This window comes from Paraburkholderia sp. UCT2 (assembly GCF_014397665.1).
Taxonomy (GTDB): Bacteria; Pseudomonadota; Gammaproteobacteria; order Burkholderiales; family Burkholderiaceae; genus Paraburkholderia; species Paraburkholderia tuberum.
Genome location: NZ_VZQO01000049.1, coordinates 24,906 through 51,348, shown reverse-complemented (window position 1 = coordinate 51,348; position 26,443 = coordinate 24,906). Strand labels below are relative to the sequence as shown.

Genomic DNA, 26,443 nt, shown 5'->3' with positions numbered 1-26,443 from the left:
TTGATCGGTTGCATAACGGCAAAAGCCCATGCTCAACCTGCTTTTTCCTTTTATACCCGTGCAAAAGAGTACGAGGCCGTACGCTGAGCGCGCCGGACGAATCGCTGCCACACATCAAGAAGAAGCTTTGGCGATACACCGCATACGGCGCCACCGTAGCGACGATTCCGCCGGCGATTGACCGCACAGGGTCTTGAGGGAAGAAATAGAAGAGGTCGACGAGCCAGCTCGCTAATAGCAAGCCGATTGCGCCATCGCCCCCAGAAGCAAGGTGCTCAATAGTCTGACTCCTGACGGCAGGTAGATTCAGTTCTCGCCCCGGACGAACTCGATGTGCGTGAAGACTTCCTGGTTGATCCAGAGCGACAGCGCGAACGCGATGGCCGTGCCCGCGACCGGGAGCAAACCCAAACGTAAGCTGGACATGGAGATAAAATAGGGAAGCCCGGTTGTCGCAGGGCATTAAGGTTCGCTTTCCGCGCTCGGGTGAGCGGCGTTTTCGTTGGAGCGATGGTCATGGGCCGCCCTGCTGATATCTATCTTCGATTTCTTCAATTGACCGAAGCACTGCGAGGTCTTCCCTCACTTCCCGCGCTCGATCCGCTCGAAGAAAAGATCCTGGAGTTCGTTGCTCGCATGAGGCAAAAAAACGAACGCCTGTCGGTTCGAGACATGATGGCCCAAAGTGCGCTGGGGTCGCCGGCTACCTTGCATGCCCGTATCACGTCAATGCGCGAAAAGGGCTGGCTCCTGCTCAACGACACCGAAGACGCTCGCCGCAAACAGGTCGAGCTGACGCCCGCGGCCCTCCGGCACTTCGACAAACTTGCCGAGGCGTTCACGAAAGCCGCGAAGGGAAGCTGACATTCTTCTGCTTCGGTTAAGCCGCCACTATCCGGTTAGGAAAAACGCCTCATTCCTCTTGCAATGCCCGTCTAGTTGCACCGCTCCGGCAATTCCACGTATGCGGCACCTGTCACCCTGTTGAAATCCATCGTACCGTACTGGTGCGCTTCGTCAGTTCATACTCGGCGAATTGGACAAAGGTATATCGATTGCCCACGCCCGTGACGTTTTCCGGATAGGGTCCCGTAGGAACCTGACAAGCCGGCGTGACTATTGATGATCGCCCCGTTTGCGATGAAGAGACAATTCTTTGTTCTTCGCATCATCATTGACATCGCAGCTTGCGCGAACCATCGAATACACCGATGCCCGTGCATAACGACAGGATCGACGTTCGCCGCCAATACGGCTCGCCAACATTACTTAGAACAGCCGACCGATGCACCTGGCGCCGATCACCGAGGCCTGGCCGGTCTTGATCCGTCAAAACCGGCATTCGCGCGACTCAGGCTCAGGTCCCCTGAGCGCCGTCCTGCGGATCCAGCGAAGCGACCTTCTCCTTCAGCCATTTTTCGACGGACGGGAACACGAACTTGCTGACGTCGCCGCCCAATTGCGCGATCTCGCGCACGATCGTGCCCGAGATGAACTGATACTGATCGGACGGCGTCATGAACATCGTCTCGACGTCGGGCAGCAGATAACGGTTCATGCCCGCCATCTGGAACTCGTACTCGAAGTCCGACACCGCGCGCAGCCCCCTGACGATCACCCGCGCGTTGTTGCTCCGCACGAAGTCCTTCAGCAGTCCCTTGAAGCTCATCACCTGGACGTTCGGATAGTGGCCGAGCACCTCATGCGCAATCGCGAGGCGCTCCTGGAGAGTGAAAAACGGCTTCTTGGCACGGCTGTCGGCCACACCCACCACCAGCGTGTCGAAAATGCTCGACGCGCGCCGAACGAGGTCTTCGTGACCGCGCGTCAGCGGGTCGAACGTGCCCGGGTACACGGCGACTACCATGAGACTTCTCCTCTCTTCAGACAAAAGGGCACGTCCGGGCGACGCATTTCGCACCGGCGCGGATGACGATAAACCGCCCGGCCCTTTTTTGGAACGCGCATTATTCCTTATTTTCGCGCTGCAGCAAATGAAAGTGCACAGCGCCCGCTTTGCCCTGCCGCACGAGTTCCCAGCCTGACAGCGGCTCGTGAGCGGCCGGTTCGAGCGCCTCGCCTGCCTCGACATATAGATAGCCGTCGGCGCGCACGAGCGGCACGGCCACCGCGAGCGCCTTGCCGAGCAGGTCGGCATCGAACGGCGGATCGAGGAACACGACGTCGAACGAGCCTGGCGCGAGACTCGCCGCAAGACGCAGGCCGTCCGCCTCGGCGATTTCGATCATGCGTGCATCGAGCCGCTGCTGGTTTGCGCGCAACTGGCCGGCAGCGCGCGCATGGCGCTCCACCATCAGCACGCGAGCGGCGCCGCGCGACGCGGCCTCGAAGCCGAGCGCCCCACTACCAGCGAACAGATCGAGGCAGTGCTGGCCGTCCAGACGCTGGCCGAGCCAGTTGAACAGCGTTTCGCGGACGCGGTCGGGCGTCGGGCGCAAGCCGTCCAGATCGAGCACGGGCAGCGGTGTGCGTTTCCAGTCGCCGCCGATGATGCGAATGGCATGCGGTTTGCCACTTTTGGACGAAGCGCCAGCGGCGCGTGAAGGTGCTAAACGAGGCATCCAGTATCGTGCAGTTTCAGCTAGGTGATGAACACGCCCGCGGCGTCGATGCGCGCGGGCCGGAGCGCTCACGTTACCACAGGGTTGGCGCCCGTCCAGCCTGGCCGAGCGGCCGATACGACGCGCCGCGGCACGCCTGATAAAATGTGCGGCTGCCAGCGCCCCGCCTTTTCGCATCCCGGCGCTGCCCACCGCTTCGCCGGTCCCGTGCCGGCTGCGCGCATCGGCGCGCTCTCCCATACGTCAGATCATGTTCAGCTTTTTCAAACGATTCAAGGGCTCGAAAGAGTCCGATACCGCCGCAGACGAATCGCTGGCGGCGCAAGACGGCGCGGCACCCGAGGCCGAGGCCGCGCCCGTTGCTCCCGCCGAACCCATCGAGCCCATCGAGCCCATCGAGCCCATCGAGCCCATCGAGCCCATCGAGCCCATCGAGCCCATCGAGCCCACCGCGCCCCCCGTTCCTCCTGTGGCCACGACGATCATCGAGCCGCAGCCCGAGCCGCCAGACGCCATGCTCGACACCGTCGAAATCGTCCCGCCGCCCGTGCAGGATGCCGGCGCGAAGCGCTCGTGGCTTACGCGTCTGAAGAGCGGCCTCGCGAAAACCAGTTCGAACCTGACCGGCATTTTCGTCGGCACGAAGATCGACGAGGACCTGTACGAGGAACTCGAAACCGCGCTGCTGATGTCTGATGCCGGCGTCGAGGCGACCGAATTCCTGCTCGAAGCGCTGCGCGAAAAAGTGCGCGGCGAACGCCTGACGGCCCCCCTGCAGGTCAAAACCGCCTTGCGCACACTGCTCGTCGAGTTGCTCAAGCCGCTCGAAAAATCGCTGATGCTCGGCCGCGCGCAGCCGCTCGTGATGATGATCGCCGGCGTCAACGGCGCGGGCAAAACCACGAGCATCGGCAAGCTCGCGAAGCATCTGCAGAGCTTTGACCAATCGGTGCTGCTCGCCGCCGGCGACACGTTCCGCGCCGCCGCGCGCGAGCAACTCGCCGTGTGGGGCCAGCGCAACAACGTGACCGTGGTCGCGCAGGAAAGCGGCGACCCGGCCGCGGTGATCTTCGACGCGGTCGGCGCCGCGCGCGCGCGCAAGATCGACGTGATGATGGCCGACACGGCCGGCCGCCTGCCCACGCAACTGCATCTGATGGAAGAACTGCGCAAGGTGAAGCGCGTGATTGGCAAGGCGCAGGACGGCGCGCCGCACGAAGTGCTGCTCGTGATCGACGCGAACACCGGCCAGAACGCGCTCACACAGGTCAAGGCGTTCGACGACGCGCTCGGGCTCACCGGCCTGATCGTCACCAAGCTCGACGGCACCGCGAAGGGCGGCATCCTCGCGGCGATCGCGCGGCAGCGGCCGATTCCGGTGTATTTCATCGGCGTCGGCGAAAAGGTCGAGGATCTGCAGCCGTTCAGCGCGGAGGAGTTCTCGGACGCGCTACTGGGCGGCTGATCGCGTGATCGTTGCGGCGCTCGGCGCTCGCGGCGAACCAAAGGAAAAGGGCACTCAGCGGAGCGCCCTTTTTTCGTTTCAAGCTACCGTCGACGTGTCAGCGATCCCGGGCTCACTCCGCGTCCGGCTGCACGCCCGGCGCCGCGCGCGCGAACGCGTCGAGTTGCATCGCATGATCGTAGATGCGCTGGATCGTCGGAAACTTTGCGGTGTCGACCTTGAAGCGCTGCGCGTTGAATACCTGCGGAATCAGGCACGCGTCGGCGAGTGTCGGTGCGTCGCCGAAACACAGTTTGCCGGTGCGCGCGTCGCCGGCAAGATGCGTCTCCAGCGTCGCGAAGCCCGCGTCGATCCAGTGCCGGTACCACGCGTCCTTCGCGTCGTCGTCGACTCGCAGCGTGTGCTTCAGATAGCGCAGCACGCGCAGATTGTTCAGGGGATGAATCTCGCACGCGACCTGCAGCGCCACCGAGCGCACATACGCGCGATCGAGCGGTGCCTTCGGTAGCAGCGGCGGCTCGGGATGCGTCTCCTCGAGATACTCGATGATCGCGAGCGACTGCGGCAGCAAATGACTGCCGTCGGCGAGCGTCGGCACGATGCAGTCGGGGTTGATCTTGCGATACGCGGGCTTCAGCTGCTCGCCGCCTTCGCGCACGAGGTGCACGGGTACGTAGTCGTACGACAGGTTCTTCACGTTCAGCGCGATGCGCACGCGATACGACGCCGAGCTACGGAAATAGCTGTAGAGCTTCATGTTGTCTGCCTCCTCCACCTGCACGCAAGCCTTCTCAGACGACGCGCACGCTGAACTCGCCGAGCCCGTCCACGCCGCCCTTCATCAGGTCACCCTTCACGACCGCGCCGACGCCTTCCGGCGTGCCGGTGAAAATCAGGTCGCCAGGCCGCAGCTCGAACAGCGTCGACAGAGACGCGATCGTCTCGGCCACCGACCAGATCAGCTGCGACACATCCGCGCGCTGCTTGTCCTCGCCATTCACCGACAGCCAGATCTCGCCTTTGCCGATGTGACCAACCGTCGAAGCCGGATGGATCGGGCCGAGCGGCGCCGAGTGATCGAAGCCCTTGGCGGTATCCCACGGACGACCCATTTTCTTCGCTTCGCCTTGCAGGTCGCGGCGCGTCATGTCGAGACCGAGCGCGTAGCCGTAAACATGGTCGAGCGCGCGGTCGACGGGGATGTCTTTGCCGCCCTCGCCGATCGCCGCGACCATTTCCATTTCGAAATGGACGTTCCTGGTCTGCGACGGATACGGGAATTCGCCGGTCGCGCCCGGCGCGACGTACACGATCGCATCGGCCGGCTTCGTGAAGAAGAACGGCGGCTCGCGGTCCGGGTCGTGGCCCATTTCACGCGCGTGCGCCTCGTAGTTGCGCCCCACGCAGTAGATGCGGCGCACCGCGAACTGCTCGCCCGACCCCACGACCGGCACCGCGACTTGCGGTGCGGGTGCAAATACGTAACTCATCCCGTTCTCCGTTTTCCGATGTGCGCCGCCGAGGCGGCGAGAGACATCGAGTGTAACCCGCGGCACGGCGCGGGGGCGTGTCAGGCGGCACGTCGCGCGCCACTGCGTGCCCGCTTCGTTGCTGTTCGCCCGCTCGCCATAGATGCGATACTCACACCGAACTGTTCCCCGAATGGCGTAGCGAACCGCCAGGCGCGGCACGCCACCCGCCTCTTGCGCACGATGACCGACTCCACCGATACCACTTCTCCCTTCCCCTGGGCCCGATTCATCAAGGAAATCGGCCGCGGCCCGAATGGCGCCCGCGCGCTGACCGCCGACGACACGCGCTCGCTCTACACCGCGATGCTCGACGGCCGCGTCGACGATCTCGAACTCGGCGCGGTGCTGCTCGCGTATCGCGTGAAAGGCGAAACCGCCGACGAACTCGCCGCGATGCTGGCCGCCGCGCATACGTCGTTCGAGCCGGTGCGGCTGCCGCACGGCGCGTTTCGGCCGGTGTCGATTCCGTCGTACAACGGCGCGCGCAAGCAGCCGAACCTCGTGCCGCTGCTCGCGCTGCTGCTCGCCCGCGAAGGCGTGCCGGTACTGGTACACGGCGTCACCGAGGATCCGGGTCGGGTGACGAGCGCGGAAATCTTCACACATCTGCGCATCGCCCATGCGCAGTCGCACACGCAGATCGAAGCTGGACTTGCGGAGCGCCGCGTCGCGTTCGCCTCGATCGACGTACTGGCTCCCAAGCTCGCGCGCCTGCTCGCGCTGCGCCGGCGCATGGGCGTGCGCAATTCGACGCATACGCTCGTCAAGCTGCTGCAGCCGTTCGCGCCCGCGGGATTGCGGCTCGTGAACTACACGCATCCGCCGTATCGCGACAGTCTCACTCAGCTGTTCGTCACGCATCCCGATGCGGCCGTCGGCGGTGCGCTGCTCGCGCGCGGCACCGAAGGCGAGGCGGTCGCCGATACGCGCCGCCAGGTGCAGGTCGACTGGCTGCATGACGGCATCTGCGAGACGCGGCTGCCGCACGAGCGCTCGTCGCCCGATGCGCCCGAAGTCGAGCTGCCCGAAGCGCGCGACGCGGCGACCACGGCCGCCTGGATCGACGCCGTGCTGCGCGGCGAAGCGCCGGTGCCTGGCGCGCTCGAGCGGCAGGTCGAGCTGATCGTCGATATCGCGAAGACGGCGGCCTGACGGCCGCGGGTTGACAGGCCAACGCACGCCGTCATACATTTGGCCTCATGCGTTCCCTTCCGAACACCCTCCGAATTATCTCCGGCCGCCTGGCGCGGCCCCTATCGCTACGCCTGGCGTAAGTCTCGCGTAGCGCCGCGCGCTGGCAGCTCCGGTTGTCGGCGGCGGTCCTCCCCGTAGTTCCCGCAGTTTCGCTTCACCCCCGTCGTAGTTCTCCACAACCTGTCGTCGTTTGCATTCGTCCGTTTACCGCGCGGACGATGCGAGAGGATCACATGTACGTTGCATGGGCAGCATCCGCAGCGTGCATGCGTGAACAGTCGGCCAACCGCTCGACGTCGCGTCCCTCCGCCGACGACACCACGAATGAGGCACCTCACCATGTTGCGCAATCCCGCTGAAAAGTACCGCCCCTTTCCCGCCGTCCGGCTGACCGGCCGCAAATGGCCGAGTCGCACGGTCGACGCCGCACCCGTCTGGATGAGCACGGACCTGCGCGACGGCAATCAGGCGCTGATCGAACCGATGAACGCCGCGCAGAAGCTCGAGTACTTCGAGATGCTGGTCGCGATCGGTTTCAAGGAAATCGAAGTGGGCTTTCCGGCGGCGTCGCAGACCGATTTCGACTTCGTGCGCAAGCTGATCGACGAGCGGCGCATTCCCGACGACGTCACGATCGAAGTCTTCGTGCCGTCGCGCGCGGAGCTGATCGCACGCACGTTCGACTCGCTCGAAGGCGCGCCGCGCGCGATCGTGCATCTGTACAACGCGATCTGCCCGTCGTTCCGGCGCATCGTGTTCCAGCAGTCGAAGGATGAGATCAAGGCGCTTGCCGTCGAAGGCACGGGCCTCATCAAGGAACACGCGCAGGCGCGGCCGGCCACGCGCTGGACCTTCCAGTACTCGCCCGAGACCTTCAACACGACCGAGCTGCCGTTCGCGCGCGAGGTGTGCGACGCGGTCGCGCAAACGTGGCGGCCCACGCGCGATCACAAGATGATCGTCAACCTGCCGGCAAGCGTCGAAGCGGCCACGCCGAACGTGTTCGCCGACCAGATCGAATGGATGCATCGCAACCTCGGTTACCGCGACAGCATCGTGCTGTCGGTGCATCCGCACAACGATCGCGGCACCGCCGTGGCCGCGGCGCAGCTCGCGCTGCTGGCGGGCGCGGATCGCATCGAAGGCTGTCTGTTCGGCAATGGCGAGCGCACCGGCAACGTCGATCTCGTCACAGTCGCGATGAATCTCGACGCGATGGGTATCGACAGCGGTCTGGATTTCTCGGATCTCGCGACGATCAGGCGCGTGGCGGAACGCTGCACGCGGCTTCCGGTGGCGGCGCGGCATCCGTATGCGGGAGAGCTAGCGATGCGCGGCTCGCGCGAGGCGCGCGACGCGGATGCCGATGTAGACGAGCACGGCGCAAACAGCCGCGACAAAGCTGGCGAATGCGCGACCGCGTGAATTCGCGTTGGGCCTCGAGCCTGCTGCAGCGGAGTGCACACCGGCATTCCGCTGCCGCTGGAGACGCGCTCACGAGACGCGCCCGCCCGATGAGAATCTCACTCGAGCGCGCAACGGGTCGCCTGCCACGCGATCAGTCGCCACTGCCCGTCTTCGTGCGTGTGAATCGCGGTATAGGCAATCGGAAACAGGAGCGCGCCGTTGTTCGCCTCCATCTCGATCAGCGCGCGGCCCGTGACGACGTAGGTCTCGCGCCCGGCCGGCAAGACATCCTGCGACTGCACCTCGATTTGCCGATAACGACGGCGCCCCGCGGTGATCCCGTCGATGAACTGCCGCTTCGTCTCGCGCTTGCCATTCGTATGGACGTAGCTCACGTTGTCCGCGAGCAGCGTGTCGAGCGACTGCCCATCGCCATCGACCATCGCGCGAAAACGCTCTCGCTCGAGCCCGCGAATCGCTTCGATCATCTTTGCCGCCATTGCAGAGCCCCTCGAACACCGCGAGCCGCAGGCGGCCACGGTCAGAAGTGATATTGCAAATATAGCTGGCTGAAATTTATACCAGGATTCGGCTCTTTGATACCGCCATTGGAGACATGCTGGAAGCGGTAGCCGGCGACATACTGCTCACGAGCGCCGAACTGCAGCCCGACGCCCGCCATCTCGGCGAACTGGAACGCGGTGCCCAACGTGAAGTCGGAAGAAATGCGCGGGCTGGTCAGCAGCCGGACGCCGGCACCCACCTCGATGAATGGCCGCACCGAACCCGACGACCTGATGAAGCGGATCACCGGCGTCACGCCGATCTCGCCGATGTTGTCGTGAACGTTTCCTTCATTGGTGTGCCACCACGCGACATGCGCCTCGCCGAGCAGCGCGAAATGCCAGTCGCCGATCTGCCACCAGGTGAGGTTTGGATCCCAGACCATGCCGAGATCGAGCGTCCTGACGTGATGGTCGCCGACGCCGGCGGCCACCTGCACGCCGAACTGCTCAGCTTGGGACGCGCCCGCCGCACCCAACAGCAGAACGAGCAGAACGGCAAACGTGCTTTTTAGAGTAAGTAGAGTAAGTCCACGCACCACAAGATTCTGCCTGTTCATCCGTCCCCCATACTGCCGCGTATTAAGCGAGCGCCCCCTTTATTCCAAGCACGAATTCAGGAGCAAGTATTTCCCAGATAATGCCCATGACCAGCAATTATTCTCTTTAAAAACGGGACGATGTCAGTCAAACATGAGCCTGCAACCGCTCCCGGCGGTACTTTGTACAGGTCCAACGCGCAAGGCAAATAGAGCGTATGATGACTATTAGAAGTCAAAACTCAATAGGATTTTCTGGAACTCGGATGCCCCTGCGACCTCTAAGTATTAGCACTCGGCAGATCTGAGTGCTAACATCCATCGCTGGAGTCGTTTACTGAGTCCGCTATTGTCTGATTCCAAAGGAGCTTCACACGTGAGCCATGCAATGACCCTTCCGAGTACTTTGAGCCCGTCGTCGGCTAAGGCCGCTCCGGCAGGTGCACTGGCGCTCTCGCATTCCTCGCTGCTGTCCGGTCACCTGGGCAACATCGACGCCTACATCCAGGCGGTCAACCGGATTCCGATGCTGACGCCGGCGGAGGAACGCCAGTTCGCCACCGAGTTGCGCGAACACGACAATCTGGAGGCTGCGCGCCGCCTAGTGCTGTCGCACCTGCGACTCGTCGTGTCCATCGCGCGTAACTACCTCGGTTACGGGTTGCCGCACGCCGATCTGATCCAGGAAGGCAACATCGGCCTGATGAAAGCGGTCAAGCGCTTCGATCCCGAGCAAAACGTGCGCCTCGTGTCATACGCGATGCACTGGATCAAGGCCGAGATCCACGAGTACATCCTGCGCAACTGGCGCATGGTGAAGGTCGCCACCACCAAGGCGCAGCGTAAGCTGTTCTTCAACCTGCGCAGCCACAAGCAGGGGCTTGGCGCGTTCACGCCGGACGAGATCGACGGTCTCGCGAAGGAGCTGAACGTGAAGCGCGAAGAGGTCGCGGAGATGGAGACGCGTCTGTCGGGCGGCGATATCGCGCTCGAAGGTCAGGTCGAAGACGGCGAGGAGTCGTACGCGCCAATCGCCTATCTGGCCGACTCGCATAGTGAGCCGACTGCCGTGCTGGCTTCGCGTCAGCGCGACCGGCTGCAAAGCGACGGCATCGCAAGCGCGCTCGACGCGCTCGATCCGCGCAGCCGCCGCATCATCGAAGCGCGCTGGCTGAAGGTGGCCGACGATGGCTCGGGCGGCTCCACGTTGCACGAGCTGGCCGACGAGTTCGGTGTCTCGGCCGAACGTATCCGCCAGATCGAAGCCAGCGCGATGAAGAAGATGCGCGGCGCGCTGACCGAATACGCGTAAAGCGTCGAAGCCATGCGCGCGTCAATTGTGTCCCGCCCATGACATAGGTAAAAACGACACGCGTTAATCGGTCGCGCCATTTAGCGACCATCGCGCTCAAGCCCCGCCCTCGCAAGACGGCGGGGCTTTTTCATTCTTTTCGCCCTTTCTTGCGTCCCCGCGGCCGCGCTTCGCGTCGGCCTATCCGCAAGCCGGCTTGTCGAGGCCGGTAAGCGTTTCTTGACGTATCGCAAGTCCGGTAGCAATACTGCACAGACGCGGCAAGTTTCGCGACGTGTTGCCGCATGGCTAAATCTGAGCGCGCGAGGTTCACCTCCTACAATCGGCATGCATTCGCCAGACTGCCTGACTGCCTGACGGCCAGGGCGGTCTGGATCCAGCCGGACTCACCGGCGTGAAGTCGTCTTCGACCGATCATGACCATAGCCCTGAATCGCAGCAGCACTGTCCGGTCGCGCTTGCGCGGCCGGTTCACCAGGTGGGTGCGCGGTCCAACGCTGGCGCGCGATATCGCCATCATTCTCGCCATCAAGTTCGTGCTACTGATGGCGCTCAAGTACACATTCTTCAATCATCCACAGGCGCAGCACATGATGCTGCCGCCTGAGCAGGTCGCGCAGGCGCTGCTGTCGGTGCCCGCCCCGCATCCGTCTCGAGGTGATCAACATGCCCGTTAGCGAAGTCGTAGAACTGTCGCGGTTCCAGTTCGCCATCACGGCGCTTTATCACTTTCTGTTCGTGCCGCTCACGCTCGGTCTCGCCTGGCTGCTCGTCATCATGGAATCGGTCTACGTGATGACCGGCAAGCAGATCTACAAGGACATGACGCAGTTCTGGGGCAAGCTGTTCGGCATCAACTTTGCAATGGGCGTCGCGACCGGCCTCACGCTCGAGTTTCAGTTCGGCACCAACTGGGCTTATTACGCGCATTACGTCGGCGACATTTTCGGCGTGCCGCTCGCCGTCGAAGGGCTGATGGCGTTCTTCCTCGAATCGACGTTCGTCGGTCTGTTCTTTTTCGGCTGGAACAGATTGTCAAAAATCCAGCATCTGATCGTCACGTTCTGTGTCGCGCTCGGTTCGAACCTGTCGGCGCTGTGGATTCTGATTGCCAACGGCTGGATGAACAATCCGGTCGGCGCGAAGTTCAACTATCAGACGATGCGCATGGAGCTCGACAGCATCGGCTCGGTGATCTTCAACCCGGTTGCACAGGTCAAGTTCGTGCACACGGTATCAGCTGGATACGTGACCGCGGCGATGTTCGTACTCGGCGTGTCGTCGTGGTATCTGTTGAAGCGCCGCGACACCGAGTTCGCGCTGCGCTCGTTCGCGATCGCCGCCGGCTTCGGCCTCGCGTCGGCGCTGTGCGTGATCGTGCTGGGCGACGAATCCGGCTATCGCACCGGTGAAGTCCAGCAGATCAAGCTCGCCGCGATCGAATCCGAATGGGAGACCGCGCCCGCGCCGGCACCGTTCACGATATTTGGCATCCCCAATCAGAAAGAGCAACGCACCGACTATGCGATCCGTGTGCCGTACGCGCTCGGCATTATCGCGACCCGCTCGCTCGACGAACCCGTGGTCGGCCTGCGCGACCTGATCGCCCAAAACGAAGGTCGCATCAAGGACGGCATGCTCGCCTATTCGGCGTTGCAGCGGCTAAAGGGCGGCGACTCCAGCGACGAGGCGCATGCGGAGTTCGACAAGTACAAGGACGATCTCGGCTACGCCCTGCTGCTCAAGCGGTTCACGCCGAGCGTCATCGACGCGACGCCAGACCAGATCGCCGCGGCGGCAAGAAGCACGGTTCCGCCGGTGTTGCCACTGTTCTTCTCGTTCCGCATGATGGTCGGCCTTGGCCTGCTGTTCCTCGCGACCTTCGTGCTCGCCTTCTGGTTCTGCGCGCAGCGCACGTTGCTGCTCGAAAGGCGCCGCTGGTTTCTGCGCTGGGCGGTCATCGCGATTCCGCTGCCGTGGCTCGCCGCCGAGCTCGGCTGGATCGTCGCGGAAATGGGCCGCCAGCCGTGGAGCATCGCGGGCATTCTGCCGACCAACCTGGCCGCGTCGACGCTGACGCCGCGCGATCTGTATCTGAGCATCGGCGGCTTCGTGCTGTTCTACACGGGGCTGTTCGTCATCGAGATCATGCTGATGTTCAAGTACGCGCGGCTCGGCCCTTCGTCGCTGCATACGGGCCGCTATCACCACGAGATCGGACAGCCGGTGACGCAGCCACTGTCGAACACGGCCGCATGACGCACCGCTGCACCGCCCCGGAGGAGAAACCCATATGGACTACGCAGTTCTCAGACTGATCTGGTGGGTGTTGATAGGTGTACTGCTGATCGTCTTCGCGCTCACCGACGGCTTCGACATGGGCGCGGCGATCCTGCTGCCGTTCATCGCCAACACCGACTCCGAGCGACGCATCGTCGTGAACACGGTCGGCGCGACGTGGGAAGGCAACCAGGTCTGGCTCGTGACCGCGGCCGCCGCGATGTTCGCCGCGTGGCCGCTCGCCTACGCGGCATCCTTCTCGGGATTCTACTTCGCGATGCTGCTCGTGCTGTTCGCGCTGTTCTTCCGTCCGGTCGGCTTCGACTATCGCGGCAAGCGCGAGGATCCGCGCTGGCGCAACGCGTGGGACTGGGGCCTCTTTATCGGCGGCTTCGTGCCGGCGCTGGTGTTCGGTGTCGCGTTCGGCAATCTGCTGCAAGGCGTGCCGTTCTCGTTCGATACCGATCTGCGCGTCACCTATCACGGCAGCTTCTTCGGCCTGCTCAATCCGTTCGCGCTGCTGACGGGACTCGTCAGCGTGTCGATGCTGGCCGCGCACGGCGCCGCGTTCGTCAAGTGGAAGACCGATGGGGTGGTTCACGAGCGCGCGTCGAAGGCGCTGCGGCTCGCGGCGCTGTGCACGGTGGTGCTGTTTCTCGTCGCGGGCGCGCTCGTCGCGACGATGATCGGCGGCTATCAGATCGTCGACGCGCCGCCGCTCGACGCCGTCTCCAATCCGTTGATGAAGACCGTGATCGGCGCGCCGGGTTTGTGGCTGAACAACTACGCGCTCTACCCGTGGATGGCGATTGCGCCGCTCGCGGGTCTCCTCGGCGGGGTGCTCGCGGTGCTGCTCGCGCGTTCGCGCTTCGAGGCGACGGCGTTTCTGTCGACGTCGTTGATGATCGTCGGCTTGATCTTGACCGCGGGCTTCTCGATGTTCCCGTTCATCATGCCATCGTCACTCGACGGCCGCAGCAGCCTGACCATGTGGGATTCCACCTCGAGCCGCATGACGCTCGAGATCATGCTGTTCGCCGTCATCGTGTTCCTGCCGATCATCCTGCTCTATACGGGCTGGGTGTATCGCGTGATGCGCGGCAAGGTGACCGCCGCGGCGATCAAGGAAAACCACCATTCGATGTATTGACCGGCGCGACGCTTCAACAGAAAACGGGAGTTGGCGATGTGGTATGTCAGCTGGATTCTCGGCGTTGGCGTCGCGCTGGCGTTCGGTGTCATCAATGTGATGTGGCTCGAATCGCGCGAGGTGGCGCGCTCGGCAAAGCGGGGGACTCGCTAGGCGCCACGCTCTGGTCGTCAACGCGAAAGCGGCACCTTGGGACCAGGTGCCGCTTTTTTATTGGCGTGCTGCGATCGCCGTGCAACTCAACAGCGCTCGACAGCCATCAACCGATCACGCCGGCACCGGCGCCGCGCCCGCGCCGCCGCCTTGCGACGACAGGCGCTCGGCCAGCTTCTGCGCATAGCGCTGCGCGGCCTCGCCGACGACGATATGGAACGTGTCGGTCGACACCCACGCGGTATCGAGCGTCGCGAGGCGCTGACGATCGACCGCCGACGGATCGCGCACGACCACCCGCAGACGCGTCGCCGCCACCGCATCGAGCGATATCACGTTGCCCGCGCCGCCGAGCACGGCGAGCCAGCGCAGCGGATCGGGATCGAGCGGACCGCCTTGCGCGTCATCGGCGCGCCCAGCGTTTCGCGCGACCGGCGCGGCAGCGGTAGCCGCTGCGGCAGCAGCCGGCGCCGATACAGCAACACCTGCCACCTTCACCGCGTCGCCCTGACCCTGCGCGATCGCTGTACGCATCTCATCGGCGATGATGTCCGCCTCCGGTCCGATGATCACCTGCACGTTGTTCGTGCCGCGCTTGAGCACACCGCGCGCACCGATCGACTTCAGTTCGCTTTCCGAGACCTTCTCCGTATCGACGACAGACAGACGCAGACGCGTCGTGCACGCATCCACGACCGACAGATTCGCCGCGCCACCGAGCGCCGCGATATAGCGCTGCGCACGCGGCACGGCCGCACCAGCCGCCGGCGCGACGAAACCGCCCGCCGCGAACGACTCGACCTGCTCGTCGGCAGCGGCGGGCTCACGGCCCGGCGTCGCCATGTTGAACTTACGGATGAAGAAGCGGAACAGACCGTAGTACACGACCGAGTACACGATGCCGAGCGGAATCGCCCACCAGCCCTTCGTCGACAGACCGAAGTTCAGCACGTAGTCGATGAAGCCCGCCGAGAACGTGAAGCCGAGGTGAATCCCGAGCGCCGAGCAGATCGCGAGCGACAGACCCGTCAGAAGCGCGTGGATCGCATACAGCACCGGCGCGAGGAACATGAAGCTGAACTCGATCGGCTCGGTCACACCGGTCAGGAACGACGTGAGCGCCATCGAGAACAGCAGGCCGAACACCATCGCGCGACGCTCTTTCGGCGCCTCGTGATACATCGCGAGACATGCGGCCGGCAGGCCGAACATCATCACCGGGAAGAAGCCGGTCATGAAGGTGCCCGCGGTCGGATCGCCAGCGAAGAAGCGGTGCAGGTCGCCCGTGACGGGCGCACCGCCCACCGGCGTGAAGGTGCCGAACACGAACCACGTTAGCGAGTTGAGGATGTGATGCAGGCCCGTGACGAGCAGCAGCCGGTTCAGCACGCCAAACACGAAGGCGCCGAGCGCGCCGGCCGTCGTGAGCCAGTGGCCGGCCACGTCGATCGCGTTCTGCACCGGCTCCCACACATGCCCGAATACGATGCCTAGCACCACGCAGACCACCCCTGTCACGATCGGCACGAAGCGTTTGCCGCCGAAGAACGCCAGGTAGTCGGGCAGCTTGATGTCCTTGTAGCGGTTGTACAGCAGCCCCGCGACGATGCCCGCGATGATCCCCGACAGCACGCCCATGTTGAGCTTGTCATTGATGTCCTTCATCACCGCGATCTGCACCAGATAGCCGATCGCGCCAGCCAGACCCGCGACGCCGTTGTTGTCTTTCGCGAAGCCGACCGCCACGCCGATCGCGAACAGGAGCGGCAGGTTGTCGAAGATCGCGCCGCCCGCATCGGCGATCATCTTGATGTTGAACACGTCGGGCTGGCCGAGCCGCAGCAACAGGCCGGCCACCGGTAGCACCGCGATCGGCAACATCAGCGCGCGTCCCAGGCGCTGAATCTTCAGAAACGGATTTCCATCCATCGGTATCTCCAATTTTGTCTCGTAGGGGTACGTCTTGGTTGAGTGGTGCAGCTATACGGAGAATCGCGCCGCGCGTGAAGGCAGACGTGCTGCCGGGCGCACGGCGTGCGGGTTCTCAAATTCGCTAGGGTCTGTTTACATATGGAACGCACGTGCGAATGCCCGCTATCGGCCGTCCCCCAAGGGGACTTCCTTCGGGGCGCAGGGCAAGGAGTAAGGAGCGCTGCGTGGCCGCGCCACGTAAGCGACGCGCGACGCCGCCATGCGGCCGATAGCGGGCATTCCCCTGGAATGAAATCCAGGCAATGGGGTTGCCGCGAGAAGGGCCGCTCGCTGCGTCATGCTCCTTGCGAATACGTCGAGTATTCGCGGCGTCGCAGTCCTTGCGAGCGGCCCTTCTCGCGGCAACGCACGTGCGTTCCATATGTAAACAGACCCTAGTGTTTCAATCGAGGGGCCACGTGACGCGGCTTGCGGCTCTGACCGCCTGCGCCGAGTCGAGCGCTAGCGCATCGCGGGCGCGCTGGCGACACAGCTGATAGTCGAGCGTGCGCACGCGTGCCTTGATGCCCGGCACGGAGACCGGATCGACCGACAGCTCGGTCACACCGAGGCCCACCAGCAGCGGCATCGCGAGCGGGTCGCCGGCAAGCGCGCCGCACACGCCGACCCATTTGCCGTGCTTCGCGGCACCTTCGACGGTCGCCGCGATCAGGCGCAGCACCGCCGGATGCAGGCCGTCCGCCTGCGCCGCCAGATCGGGCTGGCAGCGGTCCATCGCGAGCGTGTATTGGGTCAGGTCGTTGGTGCCGATCGACAGGAAATCGGCGTGCTGCGCGAGCTGATCGGCGAGCAATGCAGCCGACGGCACTTCGATCATCACGCCAACTTCGACCGGCTCCGATCTACCCGCTTCGCGTGCAAGCTCGTCGATACGCTTGCGGATGCGGATCAGTTCGCCCGCATCGGTGACCATCGGCAGCAGGATGCGCACGGCGCCGACCGGACGCACCGCGAGCAGGCCACGCAGCTGGTCGTCGAGCAGATCGGGGCGCACCTGCGCGAGGCGCACGCCGCGCAGGCCGAGTGCGGGGTTCGGCTCGGGCGGCAGCGTCAGATAATCGACTTCCTTGTCCGCGCCGACGTCGAGCGTGCGGATGATCGCGGCGCGGCCGCGCAACGCATCGACGATCGCCTGATAGCTGTGGCGATGCTCGTCCGCGCTCGGCGCGGCCGGGCGGTGGATGAACAGCAGCTCGGTGCGCAGCAGGCCGACCGCGTCCGCGCCGTTGTCAACCGCGGCGTTCGCGTCGTCGAGTGTGGCGATGTTGGCGGCCACTTCGATCGCGCGGCCGTCGGAGGTCGCCGCTGCCTGCTGCGACGTGCGGCGATTCGCTTCGCGCACGTCGGCGAGGCGGCTGCGTTCGCGTCGCGCGCGTTCGACGTCGAGTTCGGTCGGCGCGAATTCGAGCCGGCCGGTGCTCGCGTTCACCACCACCTGAGTGCCCTCGGGAATCGCATGCAACGCGTCGCCGAGCGCGACCAGCGCCGGAATGCCCGCCTGACGCGCGAGAATCGCCGCGTGCGAGGTCGCACCGCCACGCGCCATCACAAGCGCGGTCACGCGCGTGCGATCGAGCGACGACAGATCCGACGGCGTGAATTCGTCGGCCGCGAGCACCGCCTCATCCGGCAACGTGCGAGCCGCGCTGCTCGTGTAGCCGAGCGCGCGCTGCACGCGCTTTTCGATGTCGCGCAGATCGGCGGCCCGCTCGGCGAGCAGTGCGTCCTCCACATTACTCAGGATGCCTACTTGCGCGCGGATCGCTTCGCGCCACGCAAAACCGGCGCTCTTGCCGAGGCTGATCAGATCGCGCGCGGCGTCGAGCAGTGTCGGATCTTCGAGCAGCACGCGATGCACCGCGAAAATCCCCGCCTCGCCGACCGAGCCGCGTTGCGACGCATCGCGCACGATCGTGTCGAGATCGGCGTCGACGGTCGCGATCGCCTTGTCGAGCAGACGGCTTTCCGCCGCCGACGTGCCGCTCGCCTGCTCCGGCGGCTCGAGATCCGCGTCGTCCCAGCGCACCAGCTTGCCGAGCGCGATGCCCGGCGCGGCGCACACGCCCGCGAGCGTGTTCGGCGCGAGCGGCTCGCCCGCGGCGGGCGGCGCAACGACTGCCGCCGGTGCGGCCGCTGGCCGCGCCGCTTTCTGTTCGCGCTTCGGTTCGACCTCGCCGTGCGCTTCGCGCGTCAGTTCGTCAGCGATTGCATCGACCGCCGCCTGCGCGTGCGGACCGACGCCGAGCAACTCGACGCTTGCGCCTTCGCCGGCACCGAGTCCAAGCAGACCCACCACGCTTTCGATCGGCGCCTTGCGCCCGTCGTAGCGCACCTCGACCCGTGCGTCGAAGCCGCGCGCCGCTTCGCGCGCCCGCGCCGCGGGCCGCGCATGCAGGCCGCCCGCATGCGTCAGCGTGACCTGCCGGCGCGCTTCGTCCATCACGTGCGCGGCGCTCGCCTCGCGCACCGCGTCGTGGCTGACGCCCTCGCGCGCGCGCAGCACCAGCAGCGTCGTTTCGCCGGCCTTGACATGCCCGTTCGGCGCCCGCTCGATGATCTCGAACGCATCCGAATTCGCAATCGCGATCACCGAGACGAGGCTCGGCGCATTCAGCGCGATCTGATCCAGATCGAACTCGATCAGCACGTCACCGGCGCGCACCTGCGCGCCCTGCTCGACCATCGGCGCAAAACCCTTGCCGTTCAGCCCGACGGTGTCGATACCGATATGCAGCAGAATCTGCGCGCCCTCGGCGCTCTCGAGCGTTACCGCGTGGCCGGTGCGCGCGAGATGCGTGACGACGCCGTCGCATGGCGCGACGAGCCGACCCGCGAGCGGATCGACGCCGATGCCGTCGCCGAACATGCCGCCCGAAAACACCGGGTCCGGCACCTTCGCGAGCGGCACGACCGGGCCGGTCAGCGGTGCAAGCAAAACAATGTGATTCTCGGAATGGCTCATCAGGTTGGACTTCTCGACACGTCGCATCGTCATTCTCATCAGTGAGTTTCGGTGACTTTGTTGAGATGGCGAGGCGCGTCGGGATTGCGCCCGCGCGCGGCGGCAAGATCCGCGGCCATCACGTAAAAGGACAGGATGGCGGCGATCGGATCGAGCGCCGCGTGTGCGGTGGCGACGAGCGGCAGCGAGGCTTGCGCGACGTCATCGGGCGCCGCGAGCAGCACGCGCGCGCCGCGCGCGCTCATGTCGTGCGCGAGTTGCAGCAGACCCGCCTGCTCCGGGCCACGCGGCGCGAACACGAGCAGCGGATAGTCGCGGTCGATCAGCTCCATCGGACCATGACGCACTTCCGCGCTCGAAAACGCTTCGGCCTGGATGCCGGAAGTTTCCTTCAGCTTCAGCGCGGCTTCCTGCGCGATCGCGAGGCCAAGACCGCGGCCAATCACGATCATCCGTTCGATACCGCGCAACTCGTTCACGGCCATCGACCAGTCGAGCCGGCCCGCGCGTTCCAGCGCGTCGGGCAGCGTATTCAGTCCATCGAGCAACTCGGCGTCGTTCTGCCAATGCGCAACCAGCTGCGCGGAGATCGACAGCATGGCGATATAGCTCTTGGTCGCCGCGACGCTCAGCTCGGGACCGGCTACGAGCGGCAGATGCCATTCGCACGCGTCGGCGAGCGGCGAGCTCGGTGCGTTCACGGCGGCGACCGTCAATGCGCCGGCCGCGCGCAACGCGTTCATCGTGCCGACGAGGTCGGGGCTCTTGCCCGATTGCGAAAACGCGAGCGCAAGCTTGTCGCGCACCTGCAGCGGCGCCTGCTGCAGCGTCGCGACCGACATCGGCAGCGACGCGACCGGCACGCCGAGGCGGCTCATCGTCAGGGATGCAAAGTAGCTGGCGGCATGGTCCGAGCTGCCGCGCGCGACGGTCAACGCGACATGGCGCGGCTGCTGCGCGAGCTTCGCGGCGAGCGCCGCGACGCGCGAGGTGTCCTTGAGCTGCTCGGCTACTGTTGCGGCGGACGCGAGCGCTTCCTTAAGCATATTCGACAATGGCTTCTCCTTCGACGTAGGTCGCGCTCAGCGCCAGCTCGCGGTCGAATACGACCACGTCGGCCCACGCACCGCGCGCGATGCGGCCGCGGTCCTCGATGCCGAGATAGTCGGCGGCGTAGCGTGACAAACGGTGGGATACATCGGCGATCGGCAGGCCGATCGAGACGAGATTGCGCAGCGCCTGATCCATCGTCAGCGTGCTGCCCGCGAGCGTGCCGTCGGCCAGACGTACCCCGCCGAGGCACTTGGTTACGTGCTGGCTGCCGAGGCGGTATTCGCCGTCGGGCATGCCGGTAGCCGACGTGCTGTCCGTCACCACATACAGGCGCGGAATCGCGCGCAGCGCGGTGCGGATCGCCCCCGGATGCACGTGCAGCAGGTCGGGAATGATTTCGGCGTATTCGGCGTGCGCAAGCGCAGCGCCGACGAGGCCAGGGTTGCGGTGATGCAGCGGCGACATCGCGTTGAACAGATGCGTGAAGCCGCACGCGCCGTGCTTGAGCGCGGCGACCGCGTCGTCGTAGGTGCCGAGCGAATGGCCGAGCTGCACGCGTACGCCGCGCGCCGCCATCTCGGAGATGATCTCCATGTGGCCGGCGATCTCGGGCGCCAGCGTGACGACGCGGATCGGCGCGATCGACAGATACCTGAGCACCTCGTCCAACACCGCCGATACCGCCGCGTCGGGCTGCGCGCCGAGCTTGCCGGGGTTGATGTACGGCCCTTCCAGATGCACGCCGAGCACGCGCGCGCAACCCGGCGTGCGCACCCGCGTGACGTTGCCGAGCCCGGCGACGACGTTCATCAGCTCGTCGCGCGGCGCGGTCATGGTCGTTGCGAGCAGGCTCGTGGTGCCGTAGCGCGCATGCGTGCGGGTGATCGTTTCGATCGCGTCGCCAGCTTCCATCACGTCGGCGCCGCCGCCGCCATGCACGTGCAGATCGATGAAGCCGGGCAGGATGTACGGTGCGTCGTTCGTCGTCGGATCGACGCGCTCGCCGGACAGCGTCGTGATGCGGCCGTTTTCGTATTCGAGCGTGCCGTGGATCCACCCTTCGGTGGTGAGTATGTTTCCGGTCAGCATGAGTCTCTCTGGTGCGTGATACGTATGCGGCAAATGGCGTCCGCCGGACTTGCGGCCTGCGAGGGCCGCGCAGCTCAGGTGCGCAATTCAGCGACGAAGTCGTAGTAGTCGTCGCGGCAATAGGTGTCGGTCAGCTCGATCGCGCGTTGATCCGCGCAGTAGCCGATCCGGGTGATGACCAGCAGCGCGGTGCGCGGTTCGATGTCCATCAGCGCGGCGATTTCGCTCGACGCGTTGACCGCGCGGAAGTGCTGCAACGCGCGCACGACCGCCGCGCCGCGCTGCTCGAGATAGCTGTACAGCGAGTCGCCGATCACGAGCGGATCAGGCACGATCGCGACCGGCAGCGCCGAATGTTCGACCGCCATCACGATGCCGTCCGCGCGCCGCAGCCGCCGCAGGCTCGTGACGGCCGCGCCGGGTGACAAGCCGAGGCGCAGCAGCTCGTCGCGATTGGCGGCGCGCACGTCGCGTTCGAGCCAGACCGAATCGGGCCGGAAACCGCGCTGCTGCATCTTCTTCGTGAAGCCGGTGAGACGCGACAGCGGATCTTCGACGCGCGGCGTGATGAAGCTGCCCGCGCCGCGCGAGCGCCGGATCAGCCCCTGCTCGACCAGCAGTTCGATCGCCTTGCGCGCGGTGACGCGCGACACGCCGATCGCGTCGGACAGCGTACGCTCGGAAGGCAGCGCCTCGCCGGCCGACCAGACGCCGCAATGGATCGCCGTCGCCAGGTTGCGCGCGAGCTGCAGGTAGAGCGGCGTGACGTTGCGCACGTCAGGCATCAATGCGGACCAGCGAGTTTCCATGGGGCTCCAAGGACGCCGTGAGCAGTACAGCCCGGAAAATTGAGAGCCCATTATATAACCAACATAATACCAGTCAACGGACTGGTTCCATGCCGGCCCGGATCGCCGGAAAGCCTTGCTGAGTGAGGATCACAGCGGGATTCAACGGCTCCGTCGGAGGGATTTGCAGACCAGGGACTTTCCCGGATCGCACGCATTTGACGATACCAGCGAGTCGTTATCGGCTCCTGGTGGTATCAACAGCCCAAATAATCAATACCTATTTAATACCAGTTGGTGTCTCGCGGCGGTGGAGTGGCTTTCTTAATAAGGGTCGTGCCGATATAGTGCGCTGTACCGACCATAAAAAGTCCCGGGGAGCCGCCCTTGACAGATTCCGAGGCGCAGCGGCGCGCTCAGGCCGTCCGCCATTTCAATCGCTTCTATACCCAATGCATCGGTGCCCTGCACGAGCGTCTGGCTCGAAGCGAGTTCTCGCTGACGGAAGTGCGCGTGCTGCACGAGCTATCACGCGCCCGCGCGCAGACCGCGTCGGTGCTCGGGCGCGCGCTCGGGCTCGATAGCGGCTATCTGAGCCGCCTGCTGACCAGTTTCGAGCGACGCAAGCTGATCACCCGCCGTCCATCCGACACCGACGCACGCCAGTCGCTGATCGCGCTCACCGAGCACGGCCACGCGATCTACGCGCCGCTCGACGCCGCCGCCATCCATGAAGCACTCGGCCTGCTCGACAGACTCAGCGCGCTATCGCAGGAGCAACTGATCGGCGCGATGAAGCTGATCGAGCGCCTGCTCAGCGACAAGCCGAAGCACGAGCTCGTGGTGCTGCGTCAGCCGCGCGCCGGCGAATGTGGCTGGCTCGTGCATCGTCAGGCGCAGTGGTTCGCCGCGCAGTACGGCTGGGATCACACGTTCGAGGGCTTGCTCGCGCGCGTCGTCGCCGAGTACGCGCAGCGCAACGATCCGCTGCGCGAGAAGTGCTGGATCGCCGAACAGGAGGGTCTGGTGGTCGGCTCGGTTTGCCTCGTCGGGGTCTCGACGACGGTCGCGGGCGTGCGCCTGCTGTGGGTCGAACCGGACGTGCGGAAGCTCGGCATCGGCACGCAGTTGCTCAGCGAATGCGCGCGCTTCGCGCGGCGCGCGGGCTACACGAAGCTCACGCTGACCACCGCGAGCGCATTGGCGGAGCCACGGCGGCTTTGCGAGCGCGCTGGGTTCGAGTTGGCCGGCAGCGCGGCGCAGCGCCGCTTCGGCCAGGATCTGACGATCGAAAGATGGGAGCTGGAGCTATAAAAAAAGCACGCGCCCGTACGGCGCGTGCCTTTCCTGATGCCATGCGGCTGCGCTTGCGATCGCGCTGAACGCGTCGCTTAGAACGACGGCACCATCGAACCCTTGAACTGCGTCTTGATGGACTGGCGCACGTCTTCCGACTGATATGCCGCGACCAGCTTCTTCACCCATGGCTGATCCTTGTCCTTCGCGCGCACGGCGATCAGGTTCGCGTACGGGCTGTGGATGTCTTCGAGCGCGATCGCGTCCTTGGTCGGCTGCAGGCCGGCGGCCAGCGCGAAGTTCGTATTGATGACGGCAGCGTCGACGTCGGCGAGCGAACGCGGCAGTTGCGCGGCGTCGAGCTCGACGAACCTGATCTTCTTCGGATTGTCGACGACATCGAGCGGCGTCGCGTTGTTGCCGCCCGTGGCCGCGCCGGCCTTCAGCTTGATCAGCCCTTGCGCCTGCAGCAACAGCAGCGCGCGATTTTCGTTCGACGGATCGTTCGGCACCGCGACCTTCGCGCCCTGCGGCAGGTCCTTCAACGACTTCAGCTTCTTCGAGTACGCGCCGAGCGGCGAGATGTACGTGAGGCCCGCGTTGACGAGCTTGTAGCCGCGCTGCTTGATCTGGCTATCGAGGTACGGCTGGTGCTGGAAGCTGTTGGCGTCGAGGTCGCCCGCGTCGAGCGCGGCGTTCGGCTGAATGTAATCGTTGAACTCGACGACCTTCACGTTCAGGCCTTCGCGCTTCGCGACCTTGGTGACGACTTCCCAGATCTGCGCGTCCGGGCCGCCGATCGTGCCGACCTTGATGACCTTGTCGTCGGCGTGCGCGCCGAAGCTGGTCAGGATCGCCGCCCCGGCGACGACTGCGGTGAGGCCTTTGAGGATATTTCTGCGCTGCATGTGATTCTCGCTGTTGCGGTTCGACGTTTGAGTCGATGGCTCCGATCGATGTCGGAGTCGGATGAAATGGGCGGCGCTCCGGTTCGTGCTGGCGCGCCGTCGGCCAAGCCCAAAATTGTTTCATATGGGCGGCAAGTTGGGAAATACCCTTACCGCATATGGTTATGCGGAGCGCAAGCGCAATGGCTAGCGCAACGCAAAACCCGCGGCTGACCGATAATCCAGAGCCGTAGCCGCACACGGCCCACTCACCCGCCCCTAAGAACGACCATGTACGTGATCAACCTGATCTACACCGCCCCTCTCGATCGTATCGACGACGCGCTCGACGCGCATCGCGCGTTTCTCGCGGAGCAGTTCGACGCGGGCATCTTCGTCGCGGCCGGGCCGAAAGTGCCGCGCGACGGCGGCATCATCCTCGCGGTTCGTATCGAGCGCGACAGGCTGAATCGCATTCTCGCGAGCGATCCGTTCGCCCTGCAACAGCTCGCGCGCTACGAGGTGACGGAGTTCAAGACGACGCGTCTCGCGCCGGGGCTGAATTTGCCGATTCCGGTCTGAGCGCGAATTGCGAAGAGGAGGTGGATGCGGGGAGGCGTGAGCGGCGCCGCTTTAAAAAGCCGCCTGCGATGCGCGTCAATCAAGCAGCAGCTTGATGTCATGCACCCATGGTGTCGCGCCTTGGCCATCGCGCGCGAACAGACGCAGCTTGCCGTCCGTGTCGAACACATAGCTCGCGGCCGTGTGGTCCATCGTGTAGCTGTCGGGTGTCTTGCCCGGGACCTTCGCGTAGTACACGCGGAAGTCTTTCGCGACCTTCGCGAGCTGTTCTTCGCTGGCGGGACGCAAGCCCACGAAGCTCGGATTGAACGCCGGCACGTATTGCGCGAGCAACTGCGGCGTATCGCGCTCGGGGTCGACGGTGACGAACAGCACCTGGACGCGCTTCGCGTCCTCCGGACCGAGTTGCTGCAACGCCTGTGACAGCTCGGCCATCGTCGTCGGGCAGACGTCCGGGCAATGCGTATAGCCGAAGAACAGCACGACGACCTTGCCTTTGTAGTCGGCAAGCGTGCGGATCTTGCCGGACGTGTCGGGCAACGAGAAATTGCTGGCGAATTGCGTATTGCCGGTGATGTCGAGATTCGTAAAAGCCGGCGGCTGCTTGCCGCAACCCGTTATCAGCAATGTGCCGCCGAGCGTCGCGCCGAGCGCGCAAGCCATCACAGCGGCGCGCGCGATGCGCGCAAAGCGATTGTTGAGCATGGTGTTACGCGCCTATCACGACGCGCGAGTAGTGGTCGATCAGCAGCGCGGCGAACAGCAGCGACAGATAGACGATCGAATAACGGAAGGTTTTGCGCGCGAGTTCGTCCGAATACTCCCGGTAGATCTTCCACGCATAAGCGAGAAACACGGCGCCGAGCAGCACCGCCGACGCGAGATACACGACACCGCTCATGCCGGAGATGAACGGCATCAGCGTGACCGCGAACAGGATGACCGTGTAGAGAAGGATATGCAGGCGCGTGTACTTTTCGCCGTGCGTGTTCGGCAGCATCGGCAGGCCGGCGTTTTCGTAGTCCTTGCGGCGATACAGCGCGAGCGACCAGAAATGCGGCGGTGTCCACACGAAGATGATCAGCACGAGGATCCACGCGTCGCCGGGCACGTGGCCCGTTACCGCGGCCCAGCCGAGCGCGGGCGGCATCGCGCCCGACGCGCCGCCGATCACGATGTTCTGCGGCGTGACTGGCTTCAGCAGCAGCGTATAGATGACCGCATAACCGACGAACGTGGCGAGCGTGAGCCACATGGTCAGCGCATTGGCGAACGTGTACAGCGTCCACATGCCGAGGCCGCCGAGCACGGCCGAGAACAGCAGGATCTGCGGGGTGGTGATTTCGCCGCGCGCGGACGGACGCCACGACGTGCGGCGCATTTTGGCGTCGATTTGCTGCTCGACAAGGCAGTTGATCGCGAACGCGGCGCCGGCCAGCAGCCAGATGCCGACGGTGCCGCCGATCAGTACGGTCCATGGCACCATGCCCGGCGTCGACAGGAACATGCCGATGACCGCGCAGAACACCGCAAGCTGCGTAACACGCGGCTTGGTCAGTGCGAGATATTGGGAGACCCGGCTGCCGGGCGTTTGGGAGAGTGTTGTGCTGTCCATGT

Annotated in this window: 24 protein-coding genes and 1 pseudogene; 11 read left to right on the top strand and 14 right to left on the bottom strand. The window is 64.9% G+C overall.

Going from position 1 to position 26,443, the window contains the following annotated elements:
- Positions 1–516 precede the first annotated feature (516 nt).
- Positions 517–864, top strand: a complete 348-nt coding sequence (locus F6X39_RS29780; protein WP_187619205.1) for a winged helix-turn-helix domain-containing protein — start codon at positions 517–519, stop codon at positions 862–864.
- Between the two features lie 493 nt (positions 865–1,357).
- On the opposite strand, the gene coaD is transcribed toward F6X39_RS29780, so the two are convergent.
- Together coaD and rsmD are read right to left on the bottom strand one after the other, a co-directional pair.
- Complete coding sequence (coaD, locus tag F6X39_RS29775) at positions 1,358–1,867, bottom strand: pantetheine-phosphate adenylyltransferase (RefSeq protein ID WP_187619204.1); 510 nt, start codon at positions 1,865–1,867, stop codon at positions 1,358–1,360.
- 100 nt (positions 1,868–1,967) lie between these two features.
- Positions 1,968–2,582, bottom strand: a complete 615-nt coding sequence (gene rsmD, locus F6X39_RS29770) for a 16S rRNA (guanine(966)-N(2))-methyltransferase RsmD (RefSeq protein WP_187619203.1) — start codon at positions 2,580–2,582, stop codon at positions 1,968–1,970.
- Positions 2,583–2,832: 250 nt separating this feature from the next.
- On the opposite strand from rsmD, the gene ftsY reads away from it, so the two are divergent.
- Positions 2,833–4,047, top strand: a complete 1,215-nt coding sequence (gene ftsY, locus F6X39_RS29765) for a signal recognition particle-docking protein FtsY (RefSeq protein ID WP_187619202.1) — start codon at positions 2,833–2,835, stop codon at positions 4,045–4,047.
- Positions 4,048–4,159: 112 nt separating this feature from the next.
- Here the strand turns inward: ftsY and maiA are convergent, their stop codons facing one another.
- Positions 4,160–4,804 (bottom strand): maleylacetoacetate isomerase, encoded by a 645-nt coding sequence (maiA, locus tag F6X39_RS29760; protein ID WP_184062501.1) that lies wholly within the window; start codon positions 4,802–4,804, stop codon positions 4,160–4,162.
- A 34-nt stretch (positions 4,805–4,838) separates the two neighbouring features.
- Positions 4,839–5,537: a fumarylacetoacetate hydrolase family protein gene (locus F6X39_RS29755; RefSeq protein ID WP_187619201.1), complete on the bottom strand. Its 699-nt coding sequence runs from the start codon at positions 5,535–5,537 to the stop codon at positions 4,839–4,841.
- 222 nt (positions 5,538–5,759) lie between these two features.
- On the opposite strand from F6X39_RS29755, the gene ybiB reads away from it, so the two are divergent.
- Complete coding sequence (gene ybiB, locus F6X39_RS29750) at positions 5,760–6,731, top strand: DNA-binding protein YbiB (protein WP_184026863.1); 972 nt, start codon at positions 5,760–5,762, stop codon at positions 6,729–6,731.
- Between the two features lie 381 nt (positions 6,732–7,112).
- Positions 7,113–8,120: pseudogene (locus tag F6X39_RS29745) on the top strand (2-isopropylmalate synthase); the annotation flags it as partial.
- Between the two features lie 176 nt (positions 8,121–8,296).
- On the opposite strand, the gene F6X39_RS29740 reads toward F6X39_RS29745, so the two are convergent.
- Both F6X39_RS29740 and F6X39_RS29735 read right to left on the bottom strand, forming a co-directional pair.
- Positions 8,297–8,680 (bottom strand): nuclear transport factor 2 family protein, encoded by a 384-nt coding sequence (locus F6X39_RS29740; RefSeq protein WP_008921685.1) that lies wholly within the window; start codon positions 8,678–8,680, stop codon positions 8,297–8,299.
- A gap of 41 nt (positions 8,681–8,721) precedes the next feature.
- A complete protein-coding gene (locus F6X39_RS29735; protein ID WP_187619199.1) occupies positions 8,722–9,303 on the bottom strand; it encodes an acyloxyacyl hydrolase in 582 nt (193 codons plus the stop codon).
- Between the two features lie 355 nt (positions 9,304–9,658).
- Here F6X39_RS29735 and rpoH point away from each other — a divergent pair, with 355 nt between their 5' ends.
- The 5 genes from rpoH (at position 9,659) to cydX (ending at position 14,177) form a co-directional block, all read left to right on the top strand.
- Complete coding sequence (gene rpoH / locus F6X39_RS29730) at positions 9,659–10,594, top strand: RNA polymerase sigma factor RpoH (RefSeq protein ID WP_090802918.1); 936 nt, start codon at positions 9,659–9,661, stop codon at positions 10,592–10,594.
- Positions 10,595–11,010: 416 nt separating this feature from the next.
- Complete coding sequence (gene cydP / locus F6X39_RS29725; protein ID WP_018419327.1) at positions 11,011–11,271, top strand: cytochrome oxidase putative small subunit CydP; 261 nt, start codon at positions 11,011–11,013, stop codon at positions 11,269–11,271.
- Positions 11,261–12,853, top strand: a complete 1,593-nt coding sequence (locus F6X39_RS29720; RefSeq protein ID WP_187619198.1) for a cytochrome ubiquinol oxidase subunit I — start codon at positions 11,261–11,263, stop codon at positions 12,851–12,853. Before cydP ends, F6X39_RS29720 begins: the two co-directional genes overlap by 11 nt.
- 34 nt (positions 12,854–12,887) lie before the next feature.
- Positions 12,888–14,024 carry a cytochrome d ubiquinol oxidase subunit II gene (cydB, locus tag F6X39_RS29715; RefSeq protein WP_187619197.1) on the top strand — a complete coding sequence of 379 codons (1,137 nt, stop codon included), beginning with the start codon at positions 12,888–12,890 and terminating at the stop codon, positions 14,022–14,024.
- A gap of 36 nt (positions 14,025–14,060) precedes the next feature.
- On the top strand, positions 14,061–14,177 hold the full coding sequence (gene cydX, locus F6X39_RS29710; RefSeq protein ID WP_187619196.1) for a cytochrome bd-I oxidase subunit CydX: 117 nt from the start codon (positions 14,061–14,063) through the stop codon (positions 14,175–14,177).
- Positions 14,178–14,291: 114 nt separating this feature from the next.
- On the opposite strand, the gene nagE is transcribed toward cydX, so the two are convergent.
- The 5 genes from nagE to F6X39_RS29685 form a co-directional block, all read right to left on the bottom strand.
- Positions 14,292–16,106: an N-acetylglucosamine-specific PTS transporter subunit IIBC gene (gene nagE / locus F6X39_RS29705; protein ID WP_187619195.1), complete on the bottom strand. Its 1,815-nt coding sequence runs from the start codon at positions 16,104–16,106 to the stop codon at positions 14,292–14,294.
- Positions 16,107–16,551: 445 nt separating this feature from the next.
- Complete coding sequence (gene ptsP, locus F6X39_RS29700) at positions 16,552–19,158, bottom strand: phosphoenolpyruvate--protein phosphotransferase (protein ID WP_187619212.1); 2,607 nt, start codon at positions 19,156–19,158, stop codon at positions 16,552–16,554.
- Between the two features lie 11 nt (positions 19,159–19,169).
- Positions 19,170–20,186 carry an SIS domain-containing protein gene (locus tag F6X39_RS29695; protein ID WP_187619194.1) on the bottom strand — a complete coding sequence of 339 codons (1,017 nt, stop codon included), beginning with the start codon at positions 20,184–20,186 and terminating at the stop codon, positions 19,170–19,172.
- Positions 20,170–21,273: an N-acetylglucosamine-6-phosphate deacetylase gene (nagA, locus tag F6X39_RS29690; protein ID WP_090802908.1), complete on the bottom strand. Its 1,104-nt coding sequence runs from the start codon at positions 21,271–21,273 to the stop codon at positions 20,170–20,172. The genes F6X39_RS29695 and nagA overlap by 17 nt, the downstream gene beginning before the upstream one ends.
- A gap of 74 nt (positions 21,274–21,347) precedes the next feature.
- Entirely contained in the window at positions 21,348–22,082 is a 735-nt protein-coding gene (locus tag F6X39_RS29685; protein WP_090802906.1) for a GntR family transcriptional regulator, read from the bottom strand.
- Positions 22,083–22,448: 366 nt separating this feature from the next.
- Between F6X39_RS29685 and F6X39_RS29680 the strand changes: the two genes are divergently transcribed.
- Entirely contained in the window at positions 22,449–23,375 is a 927-nt protein-coding gene (locus tag F6X39_RS29680; RefSeq protein ID WP_187619193.1) for a bifunctional helix-turn-helix transcriptional regulator/GNAT family N-acetyltransferase, read from the top strand.
- A 77-nt stretch (positions 23,376–23,452) separates the two neighbouring features.
- Here F6X39_RS29680 and F6X39_RS29675 read toward each other — a convergent pair whose 3' ends face one another.
- Positions 23,453–24,265, bottom strand: coding sequence for a MetQ/NlpA family ABC transporter substrate-binding protein (locus tag F6X39_RS29675; RefSeq protein WP_187619192.1), 813 nt, complete (start codon positions 24,263–24,265; stop codon positions 23,453–23,455).
- Between the two features lie 270 nt (positions 24,266–24,535).
- Here F6X39_RS29675 and F6X39_RS29670 point away from each other — a divergent pair, with 270 nt between their 5' ends.
- A complete protein-coding gene (locus tag F6X39_RS29670) occupies positions 24,536–24,826 on the top strand; it encodes a YciI family protein (protein ID WP_187619191.1) in 291 nt (96 codons plus the stop codon).
- A 75-nt stretch (positions 24,827–24,901) separates the two neighbouring features.
- Here F6X39_RS29670 and F6X39_RS29665 read toward each other — a convergent pair whose 3' ends face one another.
- Together F6X39_RS29665 and cyoE are read right to left on the bottom strand one after the other, a co-directional pair.
- Positions 24,902–25,531, bottom strand: coding sequence for an SCO family protein (locus F6X39_RS29665; RefSeq protein ID WP_187619190.1), 630 nt, complete (start codon positions 25,529–25,531; stop codon positions 24,902–24,904).
- A gap of 4 nt (positions 25,532–25,535) precedes the next feature.
- Positions 25,536–26,441: a heme o synthase gene (gene cyoE / locus F6X39_RS29660; RefSeq protein ID WP_187619189.1), complete on the bottom strand. Its 906-nt coding sequence runs from the start codon at positions 26,439–26,441 to the stop codon at positions 25,536–25,538.
- Positions 26,442–26,443 lie beyond the last annotated feature (2 nt).